Source organism: Pseudomonas sp. HLG18, assembly GCF_051903985.1.
Lineage (GTDB): Bacteria > Pseudomonadota > Gammaproteobacteria > Pseudomonadales > Pseudomonadaceae > Aquipseudomonas > Aquipseudomonas fluorescens_BT.
Genome location: NZ_CP195831.1, coordinates 4,514,266 through 4,534,502 on the forward strand (window position 1 = coordinate 4,514,266; position 20,237 = coordinate 4,534,502).

At 62.1% G+C, this 20,237-nt stretch carries 17 protein-coding genes; 5 read left to right on the plus strand and 12 right to left on the minus strand.

Features of this window, described 5'->3' with window-relative positions; genetic code table 11:
* Positions 1–11: 11 nt before the first annotated feature.
* The 9 genes from ACSPX5_RS20850 to ACSPX5_RS20890 all read right to left on the minus strand — a co-directional run bounded on the left by ACSPX5_RS20850 (position 12) and on the right by ACSPX5_RS20890 (position 10,587).
* Positions 12–830: a phosphoglycolate phosphatase gene (locus tag ACSPX5_RS20850; RefSeq protein WP_169432151.1), complete on the minus strand. Its 819-nt coding sequence runs from the start codon at positions 828–830 to the stop codon at positions 12–14.
* A complete protein-coding gene (gene rpe / locus ACSPX5_RS20855) occupies positions 827–1,501 on the minus strand; it encodes a ribulose-phosphate 3-epimerase (RefSeq protein ID WP_003228808.1) in 675 nt (224 codons plus the stop codon). Before rpe ends, ACSPX5_RS20850 begins: the two co-directional genes overlap by 4 nt.
* Positions 1,502–1,615: 114 nt before the next feature.
* A complete protein-coding gene (locus ACSPX5_RS20860; protein ID WP_011336197.1) occupies positions 1,616–2,764 on the minus strand; it encodes an iron-containing alcohol dehydrogenase in 1,149 nt (382 codons plus the stop codon).
* A gap of 108 nt (positions 2,765–2,872) precedes the next feature.
* Positions 2,873–3,697 (minus strand): ABC transporter permease, encoded by an 825-nt coding sequence (locus ACSPX5_RS20865; RefSeq protein ID WP_085688449.1) that lies wholly within the window; start codon positions 3,695–3,697, stop codon positions 2,873–2,875.
* A 12-nt stretch (positions 3,698–3,709) separates the two neighbouring features.
* Entirely contained in the window at positions 3,710–4,957 is a 1,248-nt protein-coding gene (locus ACSPX5_RS20870; RefSeq protein WP_085709229.1) for an ABC transporter permease, read from the minus strand.
* Between the two features lie 165 nt (positions 4,958–5,122).
* Positions 5,123–6,166 carry an ABC transporter substrate-binding protein gene (locus tag ACSPX5_RS20875; protein WP_322845005.1) on the minus strand — a complete coding sequence of 348 codons (1,044 nt, stop codon included), beginning with the start codon at positions 6,164–6,166 and terminating at the stop codon, positions 5,123–5,125.
* 48 nt (positions 6,167–6,214) lie between these two features.
* A complete protein-coding gene (locus ACSPX5_RS20880; protein ID WP_007959931.1) occupies positions 6,215–7,339 on the minus strand; it encodes an ABC transporter ATP-binding protein in 1,125 nt (374 codons plus the stop codon).
* Between the two features lie 218 nt (positions 7,340–7,557).
* Positions 7,558–8,187, minus strand: coding sequence for a response regulator (locus ACSPX5_RS20885; protein ID WP_007959929.1), 630 nt, complete (start codon positions 8,185–8,187; stop codon positions 7,558–7,560).
* Positions 8,188–10,587 (minus strand): PAS domain-containing sensor histidine kinase, encoded by a 2,400-nt coding sequence (locus ACSPX5_RS20890; protein WP_169432153.1) that lies wholly within the window; start codon positions 10,585–10,587, stop codon positions 8,188–8,190.
* 73 nt (positions 10,588–10,660) lie between these two features.
* Between ACSPX5_RS20890 and ACSPX5_RS20895 the strand changes: the two genes are divergently transcribed.
* Positions 10,661–11,650, plus strand: a complete 990-nt coding sequence (locus tag ACSPX5_RS20895) for an alpha/beta hydrolase family protein (protein WP_439820179.1) — start codon at positions 10,661–10,663, stop codon at positions 11,648–11,650.
* Positions 11,651–11,698: 48 nt separating this feature from the next.
* Here the strand turns inward: ACSPX5_RS20895 and ACSPX5_RS20900 are convergent, their stop codons facing one another.
* The 3 genes from ACSPX5_RS20900 to ACSPX5_RS20910 are packed head-to-tail and all read right to left on the minus strand — an operon-like array spanning position 11,699 to position 14,155.
* A complete protein-coding gene (locus ACSPX5_RS20900; RefSeq protein WP_169432155.1) occupies positions 11,699–12,466 on the minus strand; it encodes a TerB family tellurite resistance protein in 768 nt (255 codons plus the stop codon).
* Position 12,467: 1 nt separating this feature from the next.
* On the minus strand, positions 12,468–13,139 hold the full coding sequence (murU, locus tag ACSPX5_RS20905) for an N-acetylmuramate alpha-1-phosphate uridylyltransferase MurU (protein ID WP_439820180.1): 672 nt from the start codon (positions 13,137–13,139) through the stop codon (positions 12,468–12,470).
* A complete protein-coding gene (locus ACSPX5_RS20910) occupies positions 13,136–14,155 on the minus strand; it encodes an aminoglycoside phosphotransferase family protein (protein ID WP_169432157.1) in 1,020 nt (339 codons plus the stop codon). The genes murU and ACSPX5_RS20910 overlap by 4 nt, the downstream gene beginning before the upstream one ends.
* Before the next feature lie 130 nt (positions 14,156–14,285).
* Here ACSPX5_RS20910 and ACSPX5_RS20915 point away from each other — a divergent pair, with 130 nt between their 5' ends.
* From ACSPX5_RS20915 to rsmA, 4 genes are read left to right on the plus strand one after another with little or no spacing between them, the layout of a single operon-like run.
* The gene (locus ACSPX5_RS20915; protein WP_439820181.1) at positions 14,286–17,108 is read left to right on the plus strand and encodes an LPS-assembly protein LptD; all 2,823 of its coding nucleotides are present in this window, start codon (positions 14,286–14,288) and stop codon (positions 17,106–17,108) included.
* The gene (gene surA, locus ACSPX5_RS20920; protein ID WP_169432159.1) at positions 17,089–18,405 is read left to right on the plus strand and encodes a peptidylprolyl isomerase SurA; all 1,317 of its coding nucleotides are present in this window, start codon (positions 17,089–17,091) and stop codon (positions 18,403–18,405) included. The genes ACSPX5_RS20915 and surA overlap by 20 nt, the downstream gene beginning before the upstream one ends.
* The gene (pdxA, locus tag ACSPX5_RS20925; protein WP_119427644.1) at positions 18,402–19,391 is read left to right on the plus strand and encodes a 4-hydroxythreonine-4-phosphate dehydrogenase PdxA; all 990 of its coding nucleotides are present in this window, start codon (positions 18,402–18,404) and stop codon (positions 19,389–19,391) included. Before surA ends, pdxA begins: the two co-directional genes overlap by 4 nt.
* Positions 19,388–20,206, plus strand: coding sequence for a 16S rRNA (adenine(1518)-N(6)/adenine(1519)-N(6))-dimethyltransferase RsmA (gene rsmA, locus ACSPX5_RS20930; protein ID WP_207863701.1), 819 nt, complete (start codon positions 19,388–19,390; stop codon positions 20,204–20,206). Before pdxA ends, rsmA begins: the two co-directional genes overlap by 4 nt.
* Positions 20,207–20,237: the final 31 nt, after the last annotated feature.

Genomic DNA, 20,237 nt, shown 5'->3' on the forward strand with positions numbered 1-20,237 from the left:
CCAGGAACAAGTCAGGCGCGCCAACGCCAACGGGCCAGGGCCTTGATGACTTTCATCCAGAGTTTGCGGGTGACCACCACGATGGCGTTTCCAGAAGGGGGTTGAGAAGCGTCGGGCAACGTTATCTCAGCGGCCGTATCCAGGCAACCGGGAATTAGCTTGCGCAGATCGTCGATCACCAGCGCCGGGGATTCCTCGGCAATCGGCCGGCCATGGTTGTAGCCATAACTGAGCCCAACGCATTTGACCCCCGCCGCTTTCGCCGCCAGCACATCGCTGCGCGAATCGCCGACGAACAGTGATTGCGAGGCAGGAATGCCGGACATCTTCATGACGAAGAACAGCGCCGCCGGGTCAGGTTTCTTCTGCGGCAAGGTGTCGCCGCCAATGATCCACTTGAAGTAGCGGCCGATCTTCATCTGATCCAGCAGCGGCGCGACGAAGCGCTCCGGCTTGTTGGTGATCAGCGCCATGGCCACGCCCTGCTTGTGCAGCCATTTCAGGGTGTCGCGCACGCCGGGATAGACCACGGTCAGCTCATGGCTGGCGCCGTAGGCCTCCATGAACACCTCCAGCGCATGCTCGGCTTCGACGTCATCCACGCTGGCATGGTCGATGCCGCCCGCCAGCGCCCGGCGCACCAGCACCGGCGCGCCGTTGCCGACCCACTCACGTACCGACTCGATACCGGCAGGCTTGCGCCCGAGGGTGAGCAGCATGTTATCCACCGCCGCCGCCAGATCGGGGACCGAATCGATCAGCGTGCCATCCAGATCGAACATCACCAACCGCGGCAGTTGCCCCGGGAACAGCTGCTCAAATCCGCTCATGGGCGGGCCAGCGCCAGTTCGGAACGCATCTTGTCGATGACTTCCTGATAGTTCGGCGCATTGAAGATCGCCGAGCCGGCCACGAAGGTGTCGGCGCCGGCAGCGGCGATTTCACGGATGTTGTTGACGTTGACGCCGCCGTCGATTTCCAGGCGGATGTCACGGCCCGAGGCATCGATGATCGCCCGCGCTTCACGCAGCTTGTCGAGGGTGCCGGGGATGAATTTCTGCCCGCCGAAGCCCGGGTTGACGCTCATCAGCAAGACCATGTCGACCTTGTCGATCACGTACTTGAGCACGTCCAGCGGGGTCGCCGGGTTGAACACCAGGCCGGACTTGCAGCCGCCTTCACGGATCAATTGCAGCGAACGATCGACGTGCAGCGTGGCTTCCGGGTGGAAGGTGATGTAGGTGGCGCCCGCCTCGATGAAGTCACCGACGATGCGATCCACCGGGCTGACCATCAGGTGCGCGTCGATCGGCGCGGTGATGCCGTACTTGCGCAGCGCGGCGCAGACCATCGGGCCGATGGTCAGGTTCGGCACGTAGTGGTTGTCCATGACATCGAAGTGGACGAAGTCGGCACCGGCGGCCAGCACGTTGTCCACTTCCTCGCCCAGGCGGGCGAAGTCGGCGGAGAGAATCGACGGAGCAATAACGAAGGGCTGCATGACGCACCTTTTCTGAGCTAAATCACGATGGCGCGCATTGTATACCTCAAGTTTCCGCGCGCGCACCGTGACCGCGATGATTGGGTTGTGCCATGACCGATGACTGGCGGGTTCTCAGTACGCCGCCCGGTAGATCTTCTCGATGTCGGCGGCGCTGAGCTTGCGCGGGTTATTGCGCATCAGGCGCTCGATGCCGGCGGCCTCCACGGCCATGGCCGGGATCGCTTCTTCGGGCACGCCGAAACTGCGCAGACCCAGCGGGATTTCTACCGCCGCGCACAGTTCGGTCATCGCCGCGACGGCGCTATCGGCGGCTTCATTGAGACTCAGATGAGCGGTCTTCACTCCCATGGCTTCGGCAATATCCTGCATCCGCTCGACGCAGGCCATCTTGTTCCAGGTCATGACATACGGCAGCAGCAGCGCATTGCTGACGCCGTGGGCAATGTTGAAGCGCCCGCCCAGCGGGTACGCCAGCGCATGTACCGCGCCAACCCCGGCATTGCCGAACGCCATGCCGGCCATCAGGCTGGCGGTGGCCATGTCTTCCCGGGCCTGCAGGTTGGAGGGATTGGCGTAGGCCTTGGGCAACGACCGGGCAATCAACTTGATTGCGCCGATGGCCAGCGAATCGGTGATCGGCGAAGCATTCAGCGAAAGGTAGGATTCGATGGCATGTACCAGCGCATCGACGCCACTGGCGGCCGTCACGCTGCGCGGACAAGTCAGGGTCATTTGCGGACTGACCAGCGCCACGTCCGGCAGCAGGTAGTCACTGACGATGCCTTTCTTCAGTTGCGCGACCTTGTCCGAAAGAATGGCGACGTTGGTCACTTCAGACCCCGTGCCGGCGGTGGTCGGGATGGCGATCAGCGGCGGGCCTTTGCGCGGCACCTGATCGACGCCGAACAGATCTTCCAGCGCACCGTGATAACCGGCGTACGCCGCGACACTCTTGGCGATGTCGATGGCACTGCCGCCGCCCAGGCCGATCAACCCGTCATGCCCGCCCTCTCGGTAGACGCGCATGCAGTCCTCGACGATGGCGATTTCCGGATCCGGCAATACCCGGTCGAAAATCTCATACTCGCGCTCGCCAATCTGCGCCAGCGCCAGCTCCACCGTACCGGACTTGACCAGCGCGGCGTCGGTGACGATCAACGGGTTGTCGATATCCAGCCGCGTGAGCTCGGCCGCCAGTTGCTCGATGGCCCCGGCGCCGGTGATCAATTTGTGAGCGATCTTGAACGAGGAAAGACTCATCGTGCGCAGCCTCTTATAGATGTGGGAGCTGAGCACAAGCGTAGCTGGGGAATTCGAGTTGTCTGTCATTCAGCGCATGAATGGCAGACAACCCGGAACTTGCAGTCGTCAGACTTGAGCAGTACGCAGCTTCTCACTCCGCCCACGCAACCACTCCAGCGTCAGCAACAGAATCACCGAGAAGGCAATCAACAACGTCGCAGCCGCCGCAATCGTCGGGCTCAGGTTCTCGCGAATCCCGCTGAACATCTGCCGAGGCAGCGTCGCCTGCTCGGGACCGGCAAGAAACAGCGTCACCACCACTTCATCGAACGAGGTCGCAAAGGCAAACAACGCACCGGAAATCACCCCCGGCGCAATCAGCGGCAAGGTCACCCGGCGGAACGTCACCAGCGGTGAAGCCCCAAGACTGGCCGCCGCCCGCACCAGGTTATGGTTGAACCCCTGCAACGTCGCCGACACCGTGATGATCACGAACGGCACACCCAGCACCGCGTGCACCACGATCAGCGAGAAGAAACTGTTGCCCAGGCCCAGCGGCGCGAAGAACAGGTAACTGGCCACACCGATGATCACCACCGGCACCACCATCGGCGAAATCACCAGCGCCATCACCAGCGGCTTGCCGGGGAAGTCGCCACGGGTCAGGCCGATGGCCGCCAGTGTGCCGAACACCATCGCCAACACGGTCGCGGCCGGGGCGACGATGATGCTGTTCTTCAGTGAGCGCATCCATTCCGCCGAGGCGAAGAAGTCCTGATACCAGTGCAGCGAAAAGCCCTGCAGCGGGTACACCAGGAAACTGCCCGAGTTGAACGACAGCGGCACGATCACCAGCACCGGCAGGATCAGGAACAACAGGATCAAGCCGCAGAGGATCCGCAAGCTGTAGAACCACACCCGCTCGACGGGCGACATATAAGGACTCAGCATTTCAAATTCCCCTTAGCTCAGGCGCAGGCGACTGGCGCCCACCAGCCAGCTGTAAATCAGATAAAGCACCACGGTCGCCAGCAGCAACAGCCCGCCGAGTGCAGTGGCCATGCCCCAGTTGATGCTGGTGTTGGTGTAGAACGCGACGAAGTAGCTGACCATCTGATCATTCGGGCTGCCCAGCAGCGCCGGGGTGATGTAGTAGCCGATGGCGAGGATGAACACCAACAGACAACCGGCGCCGACACCGGCGTAGGTCTGCGGGAAGTACACCCGCCAGAAACTGGCGAACGGATGGCAGCCCAGAGAAATCGCGGCGCGCATATAGGTTGGCGAGATGCCTTTCATCACGCTGTAGATCGGCAGGATCATGAACGGCAGCAGGATGTGCACCATCGAGATGTAGACCCCGGTACGGTTGAACACCAGCTCCAGCGGTTTATCGATGATGCCCATCGCCATCAGCGCGCTGTTGATCAATCCGCCGGATTGCAGCAACACGATCCACGCGGCGACCCGCACCAGGATCGACGTCCAGAACGGCAGCAGCACCAGAATCATCAGCAGGTTGCTTTGACGCGACGGCAGGTTGGCCAGCAGGTAGGCCAGCGGATACGCCAGCACCAGGCAGATCACGGTGATGATCAGGCCCATCCAGAAAGTCCGGGCGAAGATGTCGAGGTAGATCGCCTGATCCGGCGTGGCCGGGGCCAGCTCACCGAGGTCATCGATGCGATGATCCACCGCCGCCAGCAGGTAGAACGGCGTGATGCTGCTGGTGTTGCGCTTCACCGCTTGCCAGTAGGCCGGATCACCCCAACGCTCGTCGAGGCCTTCCAGCGCTTCTTTATAAGAGGCCGGTTCGCTGGCGAATGGCAGCGAGCGGGCGGTTTTGGTCAGCAGGCTGCGATAGCCGGCCAACTCCATGTTCAGGCGCTTGGACAGATCGCCCAGGGTCTGGTTTTTGCGCGCTTCGGCGAGGTCTTCGCCGGCGGCCTTGTAGACCGGCTCAGCGGGCAGGCCGCGACCGTCCCAACTGGCAATGGCCGCCACGGTGCGCGGCATGCCACCGACCACTTCCGGGTTGCCGACACTTTTATAGAGCAGCGCCACGATCGGCACCAGGAACACCAGCAACAGAAACAGCACCAGCGGCGCGATCAGCGCCTGGGCCTTCCAGCGGTTGACCCGCTCGGCGTGCTTGAGCCGCTGCTTCAAGGTGGGGCTGTTGCCCTCGTTCAGGGGAACGGCGATGGCCATGACGTACTCCGCAAATCTTTGATCGTTACAGAGGCGGCAAGCCACCTCGAACTTTTAATGTGGGAGCGGGCTTGCTCGCGAAGGCGGCGTGTCAGTCGACATCAATGTGAATGTGCTGACGCTTTCGCGAGCAAGCCCGCTCCCACAGGAGGGCAAGCCCTCTGGTTACTTCGCAGCCCAGGAATTGAAGCGCTGCTCCAGTTGCTCGCCGTTGTCAGCCCAGAAGCTGACGTCGATCTGCACCTGGTTGGCGATGTTTTCCGGGGTGGTCGGCATGTCCTTCAGGACATCCTTGGCCAGCAGCGGCACAGCCTGGGTGTTGGCCGGGCCGTAGGCGATGTTTTCCGAGTAGGTCTTCTGTTGTTGTGGCTGCACCGAGAACGCGATGAATTTCTTCGCCGCTTCGGCGCGCTTGGCGTCCAGGCCTTTCGGGATGGCCCAGGCGTCGAAGTCGTAGATGCCGCCGTTCCACACCACTTTCAGGTTGGATTCTTTCTGCACCGCAGCGATACGACCGTTGTAGGCCGAGCTCATCACCACGTCGCCGGAAGCGAGATACTGCGGCGGCTGAGCGCCGGCTTCCCACCACTGAATGTTCGGTTTCAGCTCATCCAGTTTCTTGAATGCGCGGTCCTGTCCGCCCTTGCTCGCCAGTTCCTTGTAGACGTCTTTCGGCGCAACGCCGTCGGCCATCAGTGCGAATTCGAGGGTGTACTTGGCGCCCTTGCGCAGGCCCCGCTTGCCCGGGAATTTCTTGGTGTCCCAGAAATCCGCCCAGCTGGTCGGTGCGGTTTTCAGCTTGTCGGCGTTGTAGGCCAGCACGGTCGACCACACGAAGAAGCCCACGCCACACGGCTGGATCGCGCCTTTGACGTAGTCTTCGGTCTTGCCGAACAACGCGGGGTCGAGTTGTTCGAACATGTCTTCGTCGCAGCCACGGGACAGCTCCGGCGATTCAACCTCTACCAGATCCCAGGATACGCTTTTGGTGTCGACCATGGCTTTGACCTTGGCCATCTCACCGTTGTACTCGCCGGCGACGATCTTGCCGTTGCCCGCCGCTTCCCAAGGTGCGTAGAAGGCTTTGACTTGCGCCGCCTTGTTCGCCCCGCCAAACGACACCACGGTCAGATCCGGCCCAGCGGCCATTGCGCTTGCCGCACCCATCAGGCCCAGGGTCAGGGCTGTGAACTTCAGGGATCTCAACATTTATTGTTCTCTCCACGTGCAGGGTTGGTGTTGGTATTGCCGGGGCGCTTAGTGCGCCTCTAGAAGTGGATCGAGCGCGCGAACGTGCTCGACCTGCCAGCCAAGCGGAACCACGTCACCGACTGCGAGCGCTGGATCGAGCTCGGCAATCGGTTGTTTCACGAAGAAGTCGGTCTTGCCGCAGACTTCCAGGCGCACCCGGACGTGGTCGCCCAGATAGATGAATTCGGCCACCCGCCCGGAGAAGCGGTTGACGCATTGGTCGCTCGAACCGTTGAGGCTGACGCGCTCCGGACGGATCGACAGGGTGACCGGCTCGCCGGTCTGGCCGATGTTGACCGCCAGCGCCTCGACCTTTTCCCCACGCCCCAGCTCGACCACGCAACGCTCGCCGTTCTGGCTGAGCAGGCGACCGTTGAGGCGGTTGTTCTCGCCGATGAAGTTGGCGACGAAGGTATTTTTCGGTTCTTCGTAGAGGGTGCGCGGCGGGGCGATCTGCTGGATCTCGCCCTGGTGGAACACGGCGACACGGTCGGACATGGTCAGGGCTTCGCCCTGGTCGTGGGTCACATAGACCACCGTCACGCCGAGACGCTGGTGCAGGTGTTTGATTTCCATCTGCATGTGTTCGCGCAGTTGCTTGTCGAGAGCACCGAGGGGTTCGTCCATCAGCACCAGCTGCGGCTCGAACACCAGCGCACGGGCCAAAGCCACACGCTGTTGCTGGCCGCCGGACAGTTGCGCCGGGTAACGCGATGCGAAAGCGTCGAGCTGAACCATGCTCAGGACTTTCTTGACCTTGTCGCTGACATCGCTCTTGTTCAGGCCGCGCACGGTCAGCGGAAACGCCAGGTTTTCAGCAACGGTCATGTGCGGAAACAGCGCGTAGTTCTGGAACACCATGCCGATGTCGCGCTTGTGCGGCGGCACGTTGTTGATCGCCCGCCCGGCAAGGAGAATTTCGCCGGCGGTCGGCGTCTCGAAACCGGCGAGCATCATCAGGCTGGTGGTCTTGCCGGAGCCGGACGGTCCGAGCAAGGTGAGGAATTCGCCCTTGCGAATGTCCAGGTTGAGGTCTTTGACGATCAGGTTCTCGCCGTCGTAGCTCTTCTGCACTCCACGAAAGCTGACCAGCACATCGCTGGCCCCTGCGTTTGATTCGACCTGGCTCATACCCACACCTTTGTTATTGATGACTGCTGTGGGAGTAAGCCTAGTGGCTGCTTGCAGTCACGCAAATCGGGGCGCAGGAGAGAATCGCCTCAGCCGGATGGAAGGCCGGGGGTAGGGATTGCCCTACAAGGATGGCGCGTTTTGGCAAACCCGACGCAAGGGTCGGGGCTCAAGCCGCCAGAACCGGTAAAAGTGCCTGTCGCTATTGGATATGTCGCTCAGAGGAGCTTGTGTTCCATCGCGTACTTCACCAGCTCGGCGAGCGAAGTGATGTTGAGTTTCTGCATCAACCGCGCCTTGTGGGTGCTGATGGTCTTGCTGCTCAGGGCCAGTTGCTGGGCGATGTCATTGACGTTGGCGCCTTGCGCCAGGCGCTCGAACACCGAGAACTCGCGCTCGGACAGCAACGAATGCAGCGGTCGCGCATCGGTCAGGCCGACTTCGAAGACCATCCGGTCGGCCAGCTCCGGATCGATGTAGCGCCCGCCCGCCGCGACCTTGCGGATTGCCGTCAACAGCAGCGCCGGATCGCTGTCCTTGGTCGCATACCCGGCGGCGCCGACCTTCAGCGCCCGGGCGGCCATCTGCGCTTCGTCATGCATCGACAGCACCAGAATCGCCGGCGGATGGTTCAGCGCGCGGATCCGAGGAATCGCTTCGAGCCCGTTGACGCCAGGCATCGAGATATCCAGCAACACCACTTCGCAGGGCACGTTGCGCAGGGTTTCCAGCAATTGCTCGCCGTTGCTCGCCTCCCCCACCACTTGCAGATCCTTGGCCAGGCCGATCAATTGCTTGATGCCTTCGCGAACGATGGTGTGGTCTTCGGCTACCAGTACACGGATCACTTACTTCTCCTCATCCAATGGCACCCTCACGCTCAGCGTGGTGCCCTCGCCCGGCTCGCTGTCGAGTGACAGTTGCCCGCCCATGATCAACACCCGCTCGCGCATGCCCACCAGTCCAAAGGATGTCGGCCTGCCGGCAGCGGCGACAAATCCTACGCCATCATCGCTGACCGTCAGACACAATTCGTCGCCTTCCTGCGCCAGCGTCAGTTCTACAGTATGCGCCTGGGCATGGCGCATGACGTTGGTCAGCGCCTCCTGCAGAATGCGGAACAGGCCGATGGCCTTGGCATCGCTGAGCGGCGGCAGATTGTCCGGCACCTGCACCAGACACGGAATCTGCGTGCGCGCCTCGAATCGCCGGGCCTGCCACTCGATGGCCGAGGCAATCCCGGCATCAAGGATCGGCGGGCGCAATGCCGTCGCCACATCGCGCACCAACTGGAACAACTGGGCGATCAGGCGCTTCATGCTGTTCAGGCGTTCGTTCAGACCCGGATCGAGTTGCGCGTAGGCCAGTTCGCACATCGATGTCTCCAGCTTCAGCACCGTCAGCATCTGCCCCAGCTCATCGTGGACCTCGCGGGCGATGCGCGCCTTCTCTTCTTCCCGCACGCTTTCGAGGTGCGCCGACAATTCGCGCAGTTGTTCGCGCGATGCCGCCAGCTCCAGCTCGATGCGTTTGCTTTCAGTGATGTCCCAGACAATGCCGTCCCAGACGTAGGTGCCGTCCTCCAGTTGCCGGGTGATGGCCTTGATCTCGGCCCAGCGCTGTTCGCCCTGTCGCGTAAGGATCCTCCCCTGCCACGACCAGTCGCTGTCGGTGTCCAGCGCCTGATCCTGGGTCTGGTGATAAGCGGCCCGGTCATCCGGATGCACCAGACTGCGCAGGCCCATGTCGCGATGGGCGATGGCGGCCGGCGCGTAGCCGACCAGACTCTCGCTGCCCTCGCTGATGTAGGCAAAGTCGATCTGCCCGGTCACCGGCGCCCGCTCCAGGCGGAACACCAGCCCCGGCACGTTGGCGGCGATGCCTTGCAGGCGCGCCTCGCTTTCCTGCAACGCGGCCAGGGCACGTCGGCGTTCGGTCACGTCGGTGAGGTAGACCACCAGATACTCGCTGTCGCGAAAGCGCAGGAAACTCAGCGACACATCCGCCGGCAACACGCTGCCATCGGCTCGCACACAGCTGGTTTCAAAGCTGAGGGGTCCTTCTTCGCTGGCCCGGGCGCGTTTCCACAGGTTGAGCCAGCGATCCATGTGCAGACCGGGTTCGAAGTCGATCAGCGGTCGCTCGATCAGCGCGCCCTGTGGATAACCGAGCATGTGTTCCGCCGCGCGGTTGGCGTAGCGCACGTGGCTGTCCCAGTTGACCCAGAGAATGCCGACGGTGCTCTGGTCGATGGAAAACTGGGTCAGGCGCAGGGCCTCTTCACTGGCGGCGCGCAGGGCGATGTCTTCCCGGGCGGCCAGCAGGCGTAACTCGAGGCTGTGTTGCTGACGCCGCTGCCAGACGATGATCGCCGCGCAACTGAGCAGCAACAAGGCCAGCAGCAGGGTCAGGTTCTGCCAGAACCCGGGCGATTCCGAGAACCGTGGGTATTTGGGTTGCAGCCATTGGGTGTGCAGGCGTTCCAGATCTTTCGCCGGGATCGCCCGCAAGGCACTTTCGACGATCCCGGCCAGCTCGGGCCAGTCACGACGGGTGGCGACCCGCAGCAGTTGCGGCAGACCGATGTCGCCGACCACCACCAGCCCGGCAAACTCCGGCTCTGTCGACAGACGCCCCAGTTGCGCTTCATCCACCACGGCGTAAGACGCCTGCTGACTCAACAACAACTGCAACGCCTGACGCTCCAGCGGCACGCCTTGCAGATTCAGATGGGGATAGTTGCCGCGCAAATAATCGGCCGTGACGCTGGGCATGCGTACCGCAACCCGGACCTGAGTGTCGAGTTTTTCCAGCTCCACCGAACCGCTGGCCTTCTGGTCGCTGACCACCAGTTGCGGCACGCGCATGTAGGGATCGGAGAACTGCCAAAGGCGCAGCGCACCCGGCGTCTGGGTCAGACCCGGGGCGAGATCGATCTCACCATCACGTGCGGCGGCTTCAAGCTGCTCCAGGTCTGGAAAATTGCGCCAGCTGAGCTCAATGTCCAGCGCCCTGGCCAGCCATTTCATCAACTCGACGTTGACCCCGGACAAGCGCTGCAGGCGCCGGTCGTATTGCGCGTACGGCGCCTGCAACACCAGGCCGACCCGCAATTCATGGTGCTGCGCCAGCCATTGACGCTCGCTCGCCGACAACTGCGCGACATGACTCGCAGGCGCAGGTGCCGCCCACCCCATCAAGGGAAACGCCAGACAGCCGATAACCCACAGGCAGCAAAACCGCATCATTGACATCTCATAACCTGACAAATTCTGACCAACCCTTTAGGCTGCCGGGATACTTTCTGGCCTGGAATAACCGATGCTCCCTGTCTCTCGCCTGGCAATGCCAGCATTGTGCCTGTCGCTGATCCTGCCTTGTGCGTTTTCCGTCGAAGCCGCCGATCCGGCGCCCGCCCCTTCCGCAGAAAAACCGGCTGAAGAAAAACCGGTCGAACGCCAGCCGCTGCTTGAGCGTAGTCAGGAAGAGGCCTCGGCACTCGAACGCAAAGTCCCGGCGCAGGAACAACAACAGTTGCAGGCCGGCAGCGACACCTTCCTCGCCCTGTGGAAACCGGCCAACACCGCCGAGCCCAAAGGCGCGGTCATCATCATCCCCAGTGTCGGTGAAACCGCCGACTGGCCCCGGGTGGTCGGCCCGCTACGCCGCAAGCTGCCGGATGCGCAGTGGAACACGCTGAGTATCACCTTGCCCGACCTGCAAAGCGACACCATCGCTCCCCGCGTGATCGAGGCGCCAGCTGCGGCGAAAACCGCCGACTCCGGCAGCAAGGACGCCACCACCGCCCAACCTATCGAACAGGCTGCCGGCGGTGAAGCGGAGGTCGCCGACAAAGTCGTCGCCGAGACCGCCGAAGAACAGTCCAAGGCCGACGCCGAGCGAATCTTCGCCCGCATCGACGCCGCGATCGGCTACGCCGAACAACAGGGCGCGCGCAGCATCGTTGTGCTCGGGCACGGCACCGGCGCCTATTGGGCGGCCCGTTTCCTGAACGAAAAACAGACCGCACAAGTGGAAAAACTGCTGATGGTCGCCGCGCAGATGCCGCCCAAGGCCACGCCGGAACTGGCGGAACTGACACCGCTGCTGAAGCTGCCGACCGCCGACATCTTCTATATGGACAAGCCTCAGGATCGCAACGCCGCACTGGAGCGCCTGCAGGCCAGCAAGCGCCTGAAGACCACAGCGTTCAGCCAGGTGGCGCTCAAGGCCTTGCCGGACAACAAGGCTGAGCAGGAGCAACTGTTCCGTCGAGTGCGCGGTTGGTTGAATCCGCAAAACCCGGACTGACCGACCACCCAAAAAGATCGCAGCCTGGGCTGCGATCTTTTTTTTCGTCTAGCGGAAATCCCGCCGCTCGCGAATCAAGGTGTAGGCATTGTGCAATTCGCGGGTCTTTTCGGTCGCTTCAAGCACCTGGGCCGGTGTCGCCCCGGTGCCGGCGATCTTGTCCGGATGATGGCGACTGAGCAGACGGCGGTAGGCACGCTTGATCTGCGCCGGTTCGCTGGTTGCCGACACCCCGAGCAGTCGCATCGCATCCTGATAGCTCACGGCCGCACTGACGATCGGACGCTTGTGCGGTTCGTAATCCGCTGCCAGCGCCTGGATCTGGTGAGTCGTCCAGCCCAGCCACTTGCCCCACTGCGCCAGCAGTTCGCGCTCACTGCTACCGGCCCGGCCATCGGCCCAGACCATCCGCCAACAGGCTCGCAACACCCCTTCGGCGGCGTGAGGCTGAGTGCTCAGGCGACGCAGATAACCGCGCAGGCGATCCCCACCGGACTTGCCGCGATTGAACGCAGCAATCGCACGGCGCTGTGCCGGCTCGCTCATGTCCAGCGCGCGCATCTCCTGACGCGCCTGCTGGATATGACCATCGGTGACCCGCCCGTCGCTCTTGGCCAGACGCCCGAGCAGGACGAACAAGAGTTCGTCGTTGCGCAGCACCGGCCGACCGCCGAGTCTTTCCCGCAAATGCCCCCAGCTCTGCAGATGCAGGCGCCGATCCAGCGCCTGCCCCAACAAAGCCCCAAGCATGGCCCCCGGAATGCTGGCGATAGCAAAACCCGCTCCGGCTCCAATCAGAGTCCCTGGCCACAACATATCAGCGACTCGCTTCTATCAAGGATTCGGCTTCAGCCAGCCGCTCGTGCGTGCCGACATCGACCCAGTGACCTTTCAGCCGCTCGCCGGTGACCTGCCCCTGCGCCATGGCTTTACGCAGCAGCGGCGCCAGCTTGAAGGCACCGTCGGTGCAGCCGTCGAACAACTGCGGATGCAGTACGGCAATGCCACTGTAGGTCAGGGTCGCCGCATCGGCCTGGCCATCACGCACCTGGCCGTCGGTCAGGGTGAAATCGCCTGTCGGGTGATGCGCCGGATTGTCCGCCAGCACCAGATGCGCCAGTCCGGTGATCGCCTGGTTCAGCATGCTGAAGTCGTAATCGGTCCAGATGTCACCGTTGACCACCAGGAACGCCTCGTCACCAAGCAGCGGCAAGGCGCGGAAGATACCGCCACCGGTTTCCAGCGGCTCGCCTTCGGGCGAGTAGCGGATGCTCAGGCCGAACTGCGAGCCGTCACCCAGGTAATCTTCGATCTGTTGGCCGAGCCAGGCATGGTTGATCACGATTTCGCTGAAACCTGCCGCCGCGAGGGCCCGCAGGTGGTATTCGATCAAGGGCACGCCAGCGGCGCGCACCAGCGGCTTGGGGGTGGTCAGGGTCAGCGGGCGCATGCGCTCGCCTTTGCCTGCCGCCAGAATCATTGCCTTCATGCAGTCACTCCGGCACGCAGGCTGCCCAGCAGCGCCTGCAGTTCTGCAAGCTCGGGACGGCGTGCGATCACCGCATCTATATAGGAGAAGAAGCGTGGCACGTCAGCGAGGTAGCGGGGTTTGCCATCGCGGTGACAGATGCGGGCGAAAATGCCGATGACCTTCAAATGGCGTTGCACACCCATCAGGTCGCTGGCGCGCAGGAAGTCTTCGAAGTCCGGCTGTACCGGAATGTTCAGCGCCGTCGCCTGCCGCCAGTAGCTTTCGAGCCAGCCGCGTACACGTTCTTCAGGCCAGCTGAGGAACGCGTCCTTGAACAGGCAGGTCACGTCGTAGGTCACCGGACCATATACCGCGTCCTGGAAGTCCAGCACGCCGGGGTTCGGCTCGCTGAGCATCAGGTTGCGCGGCATGTAGTCACGGTGCACCAGCACCTTGGGCTGGGCCAGAGCGCTATTGATCAGCAGATCGCTGACCTGTTGCCATTGCTGCTGTTGGGCGGCATCGAACTCGATGCCCAGCTCACGCTTCACGTACCACTCGGGGAACAGTTCCAGCTCGCGACGCAGCAGCGCGACGTCGTAACTCGGTAGCGGTGCCACCATCGGCAACTGCTGAAATGCCAACAGAGCCTGCAAGGCGTCGCTGAACAACAGTTCGGCATTTTCGCCATTGATCACGTCGAGATAGGTCTTGTTGCCCAGGTCATTGAGCAAAAGAAATCCGCGATCGAGGTCTTGCGCATAAATTTTCGGCACGTTGATACCGGATTTCGCCAGCAAAAAGGCGATATCCACGAAGGGTTTGCAGTTTTCCTGGGGTGGCGGTGCGTCCATCACGACGAAACTGCGACCCGCGCCTTCCCAGCGGAAGTAACGGCGAAAACTCGCGTCGCTGCTGGCCGCAGTCAACGTGGCCGGGGGTACGGCCCCCCAGCCCTGGTCAGCGAAAAGGATTGCCAACTGCTCATCGAGCCAAACTTTCAGGTGTTGCAAGCGTACATCTTGGTCAGGCATTGCAAGGGTCTCCGACGGCGCTAGCCGTCAAGCGGGTCATGCTTTATTATCCAGCATCTTTTTCAGACCATCGAGAGGCGTGCGGCCCACACCGCGGGCAGATGGCACGCAGGAAGCCCGGACTAATAAGATGGCATTGAAATCCCCCGCGTTTCGTAAAAAATTTCCGTTGTTGGTAACCGGCAGTCTGCTGGCTATGCAACCTCTGGCCAGTTCATTCGTTGTCGCCGCCGAGCAGTATGACTGCGCCGTCTCGGCTACGGGCGGCTGGGCCTGTTCGCCGAAGACGCCGGCAGCGGCATTGCCGCCGCGTCCGGTGCATGATGGCAGTGCCGTCAGCGCCGCTGGCGAAGCCCCGGCCGAGAACGGTACGGTTTCGGACGCCGGGCCAAAACCCGTGCTCGTCACCGAGTCCAAGGGCCGTGGCCTGAAATCCCGTAGCGAAGACTACAGTCACCTCGACTGGGTTCCGCGCGAGAAGCTCACCGCCGCCCAACTGGCCGAGACCGGTCCTTACTGCTCTGGTTCCTATATCGAACCGATTCGTCCTGGCATGAATGACAAGACGAATAAAAGTGACGCCCCGACCTTCATCGGCGCGAAAGCCTCGCGCTACAACACCGAAGATCAGGTCGGCACACTGGCCGGTGACGTGGTTCTGCGCCAGGGCAGCATGCAGGTCGAATCCCAGGAAGCGAGCCTCTACCAGGCCGAGAGCCGCGCCGAACTCAAGGGCGACGTGCGCATCCGTGACAACGGCGCGCTGATCGTCGGCGACCACGCCGATGTGCAGCTCGACACCGGTGAAGCGAAAGTCGACAACGCCGAATACGTGATGCACAAGTCGCGCATCCGCGGTAACGCGCTGTACGCCAAGCGCGCCGAAAACGCGATCATCCGCCTGAAGGACGGCACGTACACCACGTGCGAACCGAACAGCAACGCCTGGCAGCTCAAGGGCAATAACATCACCCTGAACCCTGCCACCGGCTTCGGCACCGCGACCAACGTGACGCTGCGGGTCAAGGACATTCCGATCCTTTACACCCCGTACATCTACTTCCCGATCGACGACCGTCGTCAGTCGGGCTTCCTGCCGCCGACCATCGGCACCAGCACCGACACCGGCTTCATGCTGGTGACCCCGTACTACTTCAACCTGGCGCCGAACTACGATGCCACGTTGTACCCGCGCTACATGAGCAAGCGCGGCATGCTGGTGGAAGGCGAATTCCGTTACCTGACCAAGTCCAGCGAAGGTCAGTTCGGTGCTGCGTTCCTCAACGACGAGGACCACGACCGCGACCTGCAGACCGACTCCAAGCAAACCCGATACATGTACAACTGGCAACACAAGGGTGGCCTGGATTCGCGCGTATTCACGCAGGTCGACTACACCAAGATCAGCGATCCGTATTATTTCCAGGATCTGGAAACCGATCAGATCGGCGTGAAGAGTGCCGACTATGTGAACCAGCAGGGTTCGATCTCTTATCGTGGCGACAGCTACACGGCCCGTCTGAATGCCCAGGCCTACCAGCTGGCGACCGTGTCGAGCATCACCCCGTATGACCGCCTGCCGCAGATCACCTTCAATGGTCAGCTGCCGTTCCATCCGGAAGGATTGAATTTCGATTACGAGACGGAGCTGGTTCGCTTTGATCGGGATCTGCTGACTGGCAACTATACGGATAAGGACGGCGGCCCATTCAATGCTGACGGCACCGTCGGTACGCCTCGTCTCGATACCAACGTAGCAGGCCTGGATCGCGCCAACGGCACGCGTCTGAATCTGAAACCGGGCGTCAGCCTGCCGATGAACTGGACGTATGGCTTCATCAAGCCATCGCTGAAGTACCAGTACACCCAGTATGACCTTGACCTCGACGGCCAAGGCAAAAACGACCTGGTGACCAACCGCAACAATGCATCCAAGCTGGGCGAGTCGTTCAACAGCTCGCAGAACCGTGGTGTTCCGATTGCCAGTATCGATAGCGGTCTGTACTTCGACCGCAACACGTCCTACTTCGGCAAGAACTACCGTCAGACCCTCGAGCCTCGTCTGTTCTATCTCTATGTTCCGGAGAAAGACCAGAAAGACATCCCGGCGTTCGACACCAGCGAATACACCTTCAGCTACGCGTCGCTGTTCCGCGACAACCGCTTCTCCGGTGCCGACCGTGTCGGTGACGAGAACAAGCTGTCGCTGGGCGTGACCAGCCGCTGGATCGAAGACGACGGTTTCGAACGTCAACGCATCAGCGTCGGCCAGGCCCTGTACTTCAAGGATCGCAAGGTTCAACTGCCGGGCGTCGACTTCGCCGATCGCGACGACGCACGCTCCAACGTTTCGCCTTACGCACTGGAATACGAATATCGCTGGAACCGCGACTGGCGCACCACGGCCGACTACAACTGGGATCCGGACAGCCACAGCCCGCGTTCGGGCAGTGCGATGTTCCACTACCAGCCTGAAGACAACCCGAACAAGGTGGTCAACGTCGGCTATCGCTATCGCAACGACCAGGTCCGTTACGACCAGAACACCGGTAAATGGACAGTGGGTGGTGGCGACTACGGTCGTCCGGGCGACGCCAATTACGTGAAGGACTACTACAAGATCGAGCAGCATGACTTCTCGGTCATCTGGCCGATCGTTCCACAGTGGAGCGCCATCAGCCGCTGGCAGTATGACTACAACCGCAATCGTACGCTGGAAGCCTTCGGTGGTTTCGAATACGACAACTGCTGCTGGAAACTGCGCCTGATCAACCGTTACTGGGTGTCCTACGACGAGTTCAGTCAGCAGGCCCCGGAAAACGAAAAAGGCGACCACGGCGTCTTCCTCCAAATTGTTCTGAAGGGACTCGGCGGCCTCACTGGCGCCAAGACTGAGAGCTTCCTCGACAAAGGCATCCAAGGTTATCGTCAACGTGAAGACCAAGCTTTCTGATTGTCTGCGCCCGCTGATGCTGGGCGCGCTGTTCCTGGGTACCGCGGCCAACGCCGCGGTACAGCCCATCGACAAAGTGGTGGCCATCGTCGACAACGACGTGGTCATGCAGAGCCAGCTGGATCAACGTGTCCACGAAGTTCAGCAAACCATCGCCAAGCGTGGCGGCGGCTTGCCGCCTCCGGGCGTGCTGGATCAACAGGTGCTCGAGCGCCTGATCGTCGAAAACCTGCAACTGCAGATCGGCGAACGCTCCGGCATCCGCATCACCGATGAAGAACTGAACCAGGCTGTCGGCACCATCGCCCAGCGCAACAACATGACTGTCGACCAGTTCCGCGCGGCCCTGGCCCGAGATGGCCTGAGTTACGACGGCGCCCGTGAGCAGATCCGCAAGGAAATGATCATCAGCCGTGTGCGTCAGCGTCGTGTTGCAGAACGCATTCAGGTATCGGAGCAGGAAGTGAAGAACTTCCTCGCCTCCGACCTTGGCAAGATGCAACTGTCCGAAGAACTGCACCTGGCCAACATCCTGATTCCTACCCCGGAAAGCGCCAGCTCCGAAGCGATTCAGAGCGCTGCACGCCAGGCGATGGAGGTTTACCAGCAACTCAAGCAAGGCGCTGACTTCGGTCAACTGGCCGTTGCCAGGTCCGGTAGCGACAACGCCCTCGAAGGCGGCGACATGGGCTGGCGTAAAGCCGCTCAACTGCCACCACCGTTCGACCGCGAGCTGAGCAGCATGTCGCCGGGCGACATCACTCAACCGGCACGTACTCCGGGTGGTTTCATCATCCTGAAGCTGCTGGAAAAACGCGGTGGCGAAAGCCAGATGCGCGACGAAGTGCATGTGCGCCACATTCTGGTCAAGCCAAGTCCGGTCCGCGACGAAGCCAAGACCAAGGAACTGGCCCAGTCGCTGTATAACCGCATCGAAGCCGGTGAAGATTTCGCCGAACTGGCGAAAAAATACTCGGAAGACCCGGGTTCCGCCCTCAATGGTGGCGACCTGAACTGGATCGACCCGAACGCACTGGTACCGGAATTCCGCGCCGTGATGGCCAAGTCCCCACAGGGTCAGCTGTCCAAGCCGTTCCAGACCCAGTATGGCTGGCACGTTCTGGAAGTCCTTGGCCGTCGCGCCACCGACAGCACCGAACAGGCCCGCGAGCAGCAAGCTATGACCGTACTGCGTAACCGCAAATACGACGAAGAGCTGCAGACCTGGCTGCGTCAGATCCGTGACGAAGCGTACGTAGAAATCAAACTCCCTGGTGCAGACCAGGCAGCGCAGTGAAACCCAAGCGTTTCGCGCTGACTCCCGGTGAGCCAGCCGGCATCGGTCCCGACCTGTGCCTGCTGCTCGCCTCGCAAGCCCAGCCACATCCCCTGATTGCCATCACCAGCCGCGACCTGCTCCAAGAGCGGGCCGCGCAGTTGGGGCTGGCCGTCAGTCTGCTGCCCGTTTCGCCCGGTCACTGGCCGGATGCTCCGGCGCCAGCCAACAGCCTTTATGTCTGGGATACTCCGCTCAGCGCCCCTGTGGTCGCCGGGCAACTGGACAAGGCCAACGCCGCATTCGTTCTTGAAACCCTGACCCGCGCCGGCAATGGCTGCCTGAACGGCGACTTCGCCGGGATGATCACAGCGCCAGTACACAAGGGCGTGATCAACGAGTCCGGTATCGCCTTTTCCGGCCACACGGAATTCCTCGCCGACCTGACCCACACCGCCCAAGTGGTGATGATGCTTGCCACCCGCGGTTTGCGTGTGGCGCTGGTCACCACTCACCTGCCCTTGCGCGACATCGCCGATGCGATCACGCCGGAGCGACTGGAACGGGTCACGCGGATTCTGCACGCCGACCTGCAAGACAAATTCGGCATCGCCCAACCGCGTATCCTGGTCTGCGGGCTTAACCCGCACGCCGGTGAAGGCGGACACCTGGGCCATGAAGAAATCGACATCATCGAACCCACCCTGGAGCGCCTGCGCGGCGAGGGCATGGACCTTCGTGGCCCGCTGCCTGCCGACACTCTGTTTACCCCCAAATATCTGGAGCACTGCGACGCGGTGCTGGCGATGTACCACGATCAGGGCCTGCCCGTGCTGAAATACAAAGGCTTCGGCGCCGCAGTCAATGTGACCCTGGGCCTGCCGATCATCCGCACTTCGGTCGACCACGGCACCGCCCTGGATCTGGCCGGCAGCGGCAAGATCGACACCGGCAGCCTGCAGGTCGCCCTGGAAACCGCCTACCAGATGGCCGAGACCCGTTTATGACCGAGCAATACCAACACAAGGCGCGCAAACGCTTTGGCCAGAACTTCCTGCACGATGCCGGCGTCATCGACCGCATCCTGCGCTCCATCAGTGCCAAGGCCGGCGACCGCATGCTTGAAATCGGGCCGGGCCAGGGTGCACTGACCGCCGGCATCCTCAACTCCGGCGCACAGCTGGACGTAGTTGAACTGGACAAGGACCTGATCCCGATCCTCAACCAGCAGTTTGCCGGCAAGAGTAACTTCAACCTGCATCAGGGCGACGCACTGAAGTTCGACTTCAATACCCTGAATGCTGCGCCGAACAGCCTGCGCGTGGTCGGTAACCTGCCGTACAACATCTCCACGCCGCTGATTTTCCACCTGCTGAGCAATGCCGCGATCATTCGTGACATGCACTTCATGCTGCAGAAGGAAGTGGTCGAGCGTCTGGCCGCAGGCCCGGGTGGCGGCGACTGGGGCCGCCTGTCGATCATGGTTCAGTATCACTGCCGGGTCGAACACCTGTTCAACGTTGGCCCTGGCGCATTCAATCCTCCGCCGAAGGTCGACTCCGCCATCGTGCGCCTGGTGCCGCACGCGGTCTTGCCACACCCGGCCAAGGATCACCGCCTGCTGGAGCGCGTCGTGCGCGAAGCCTTCAACCAGCGCCGCAAGACCCTGCGCAACACCCTCAAGCAATTGCTGAGCAACGCCGAAATCGAGGCCGCCGGTGTCGATGGCAGCCTGCGTCCCGAGCAACTCGATCTGGCTGCCTTCGTGCGTTTGGCCGACCAGCTCGCCGATCAGCCGGCACCGGCACCGGCAGCCGACTGACAGGCAAGGACCGCTCCCGGGCAGGACGCCG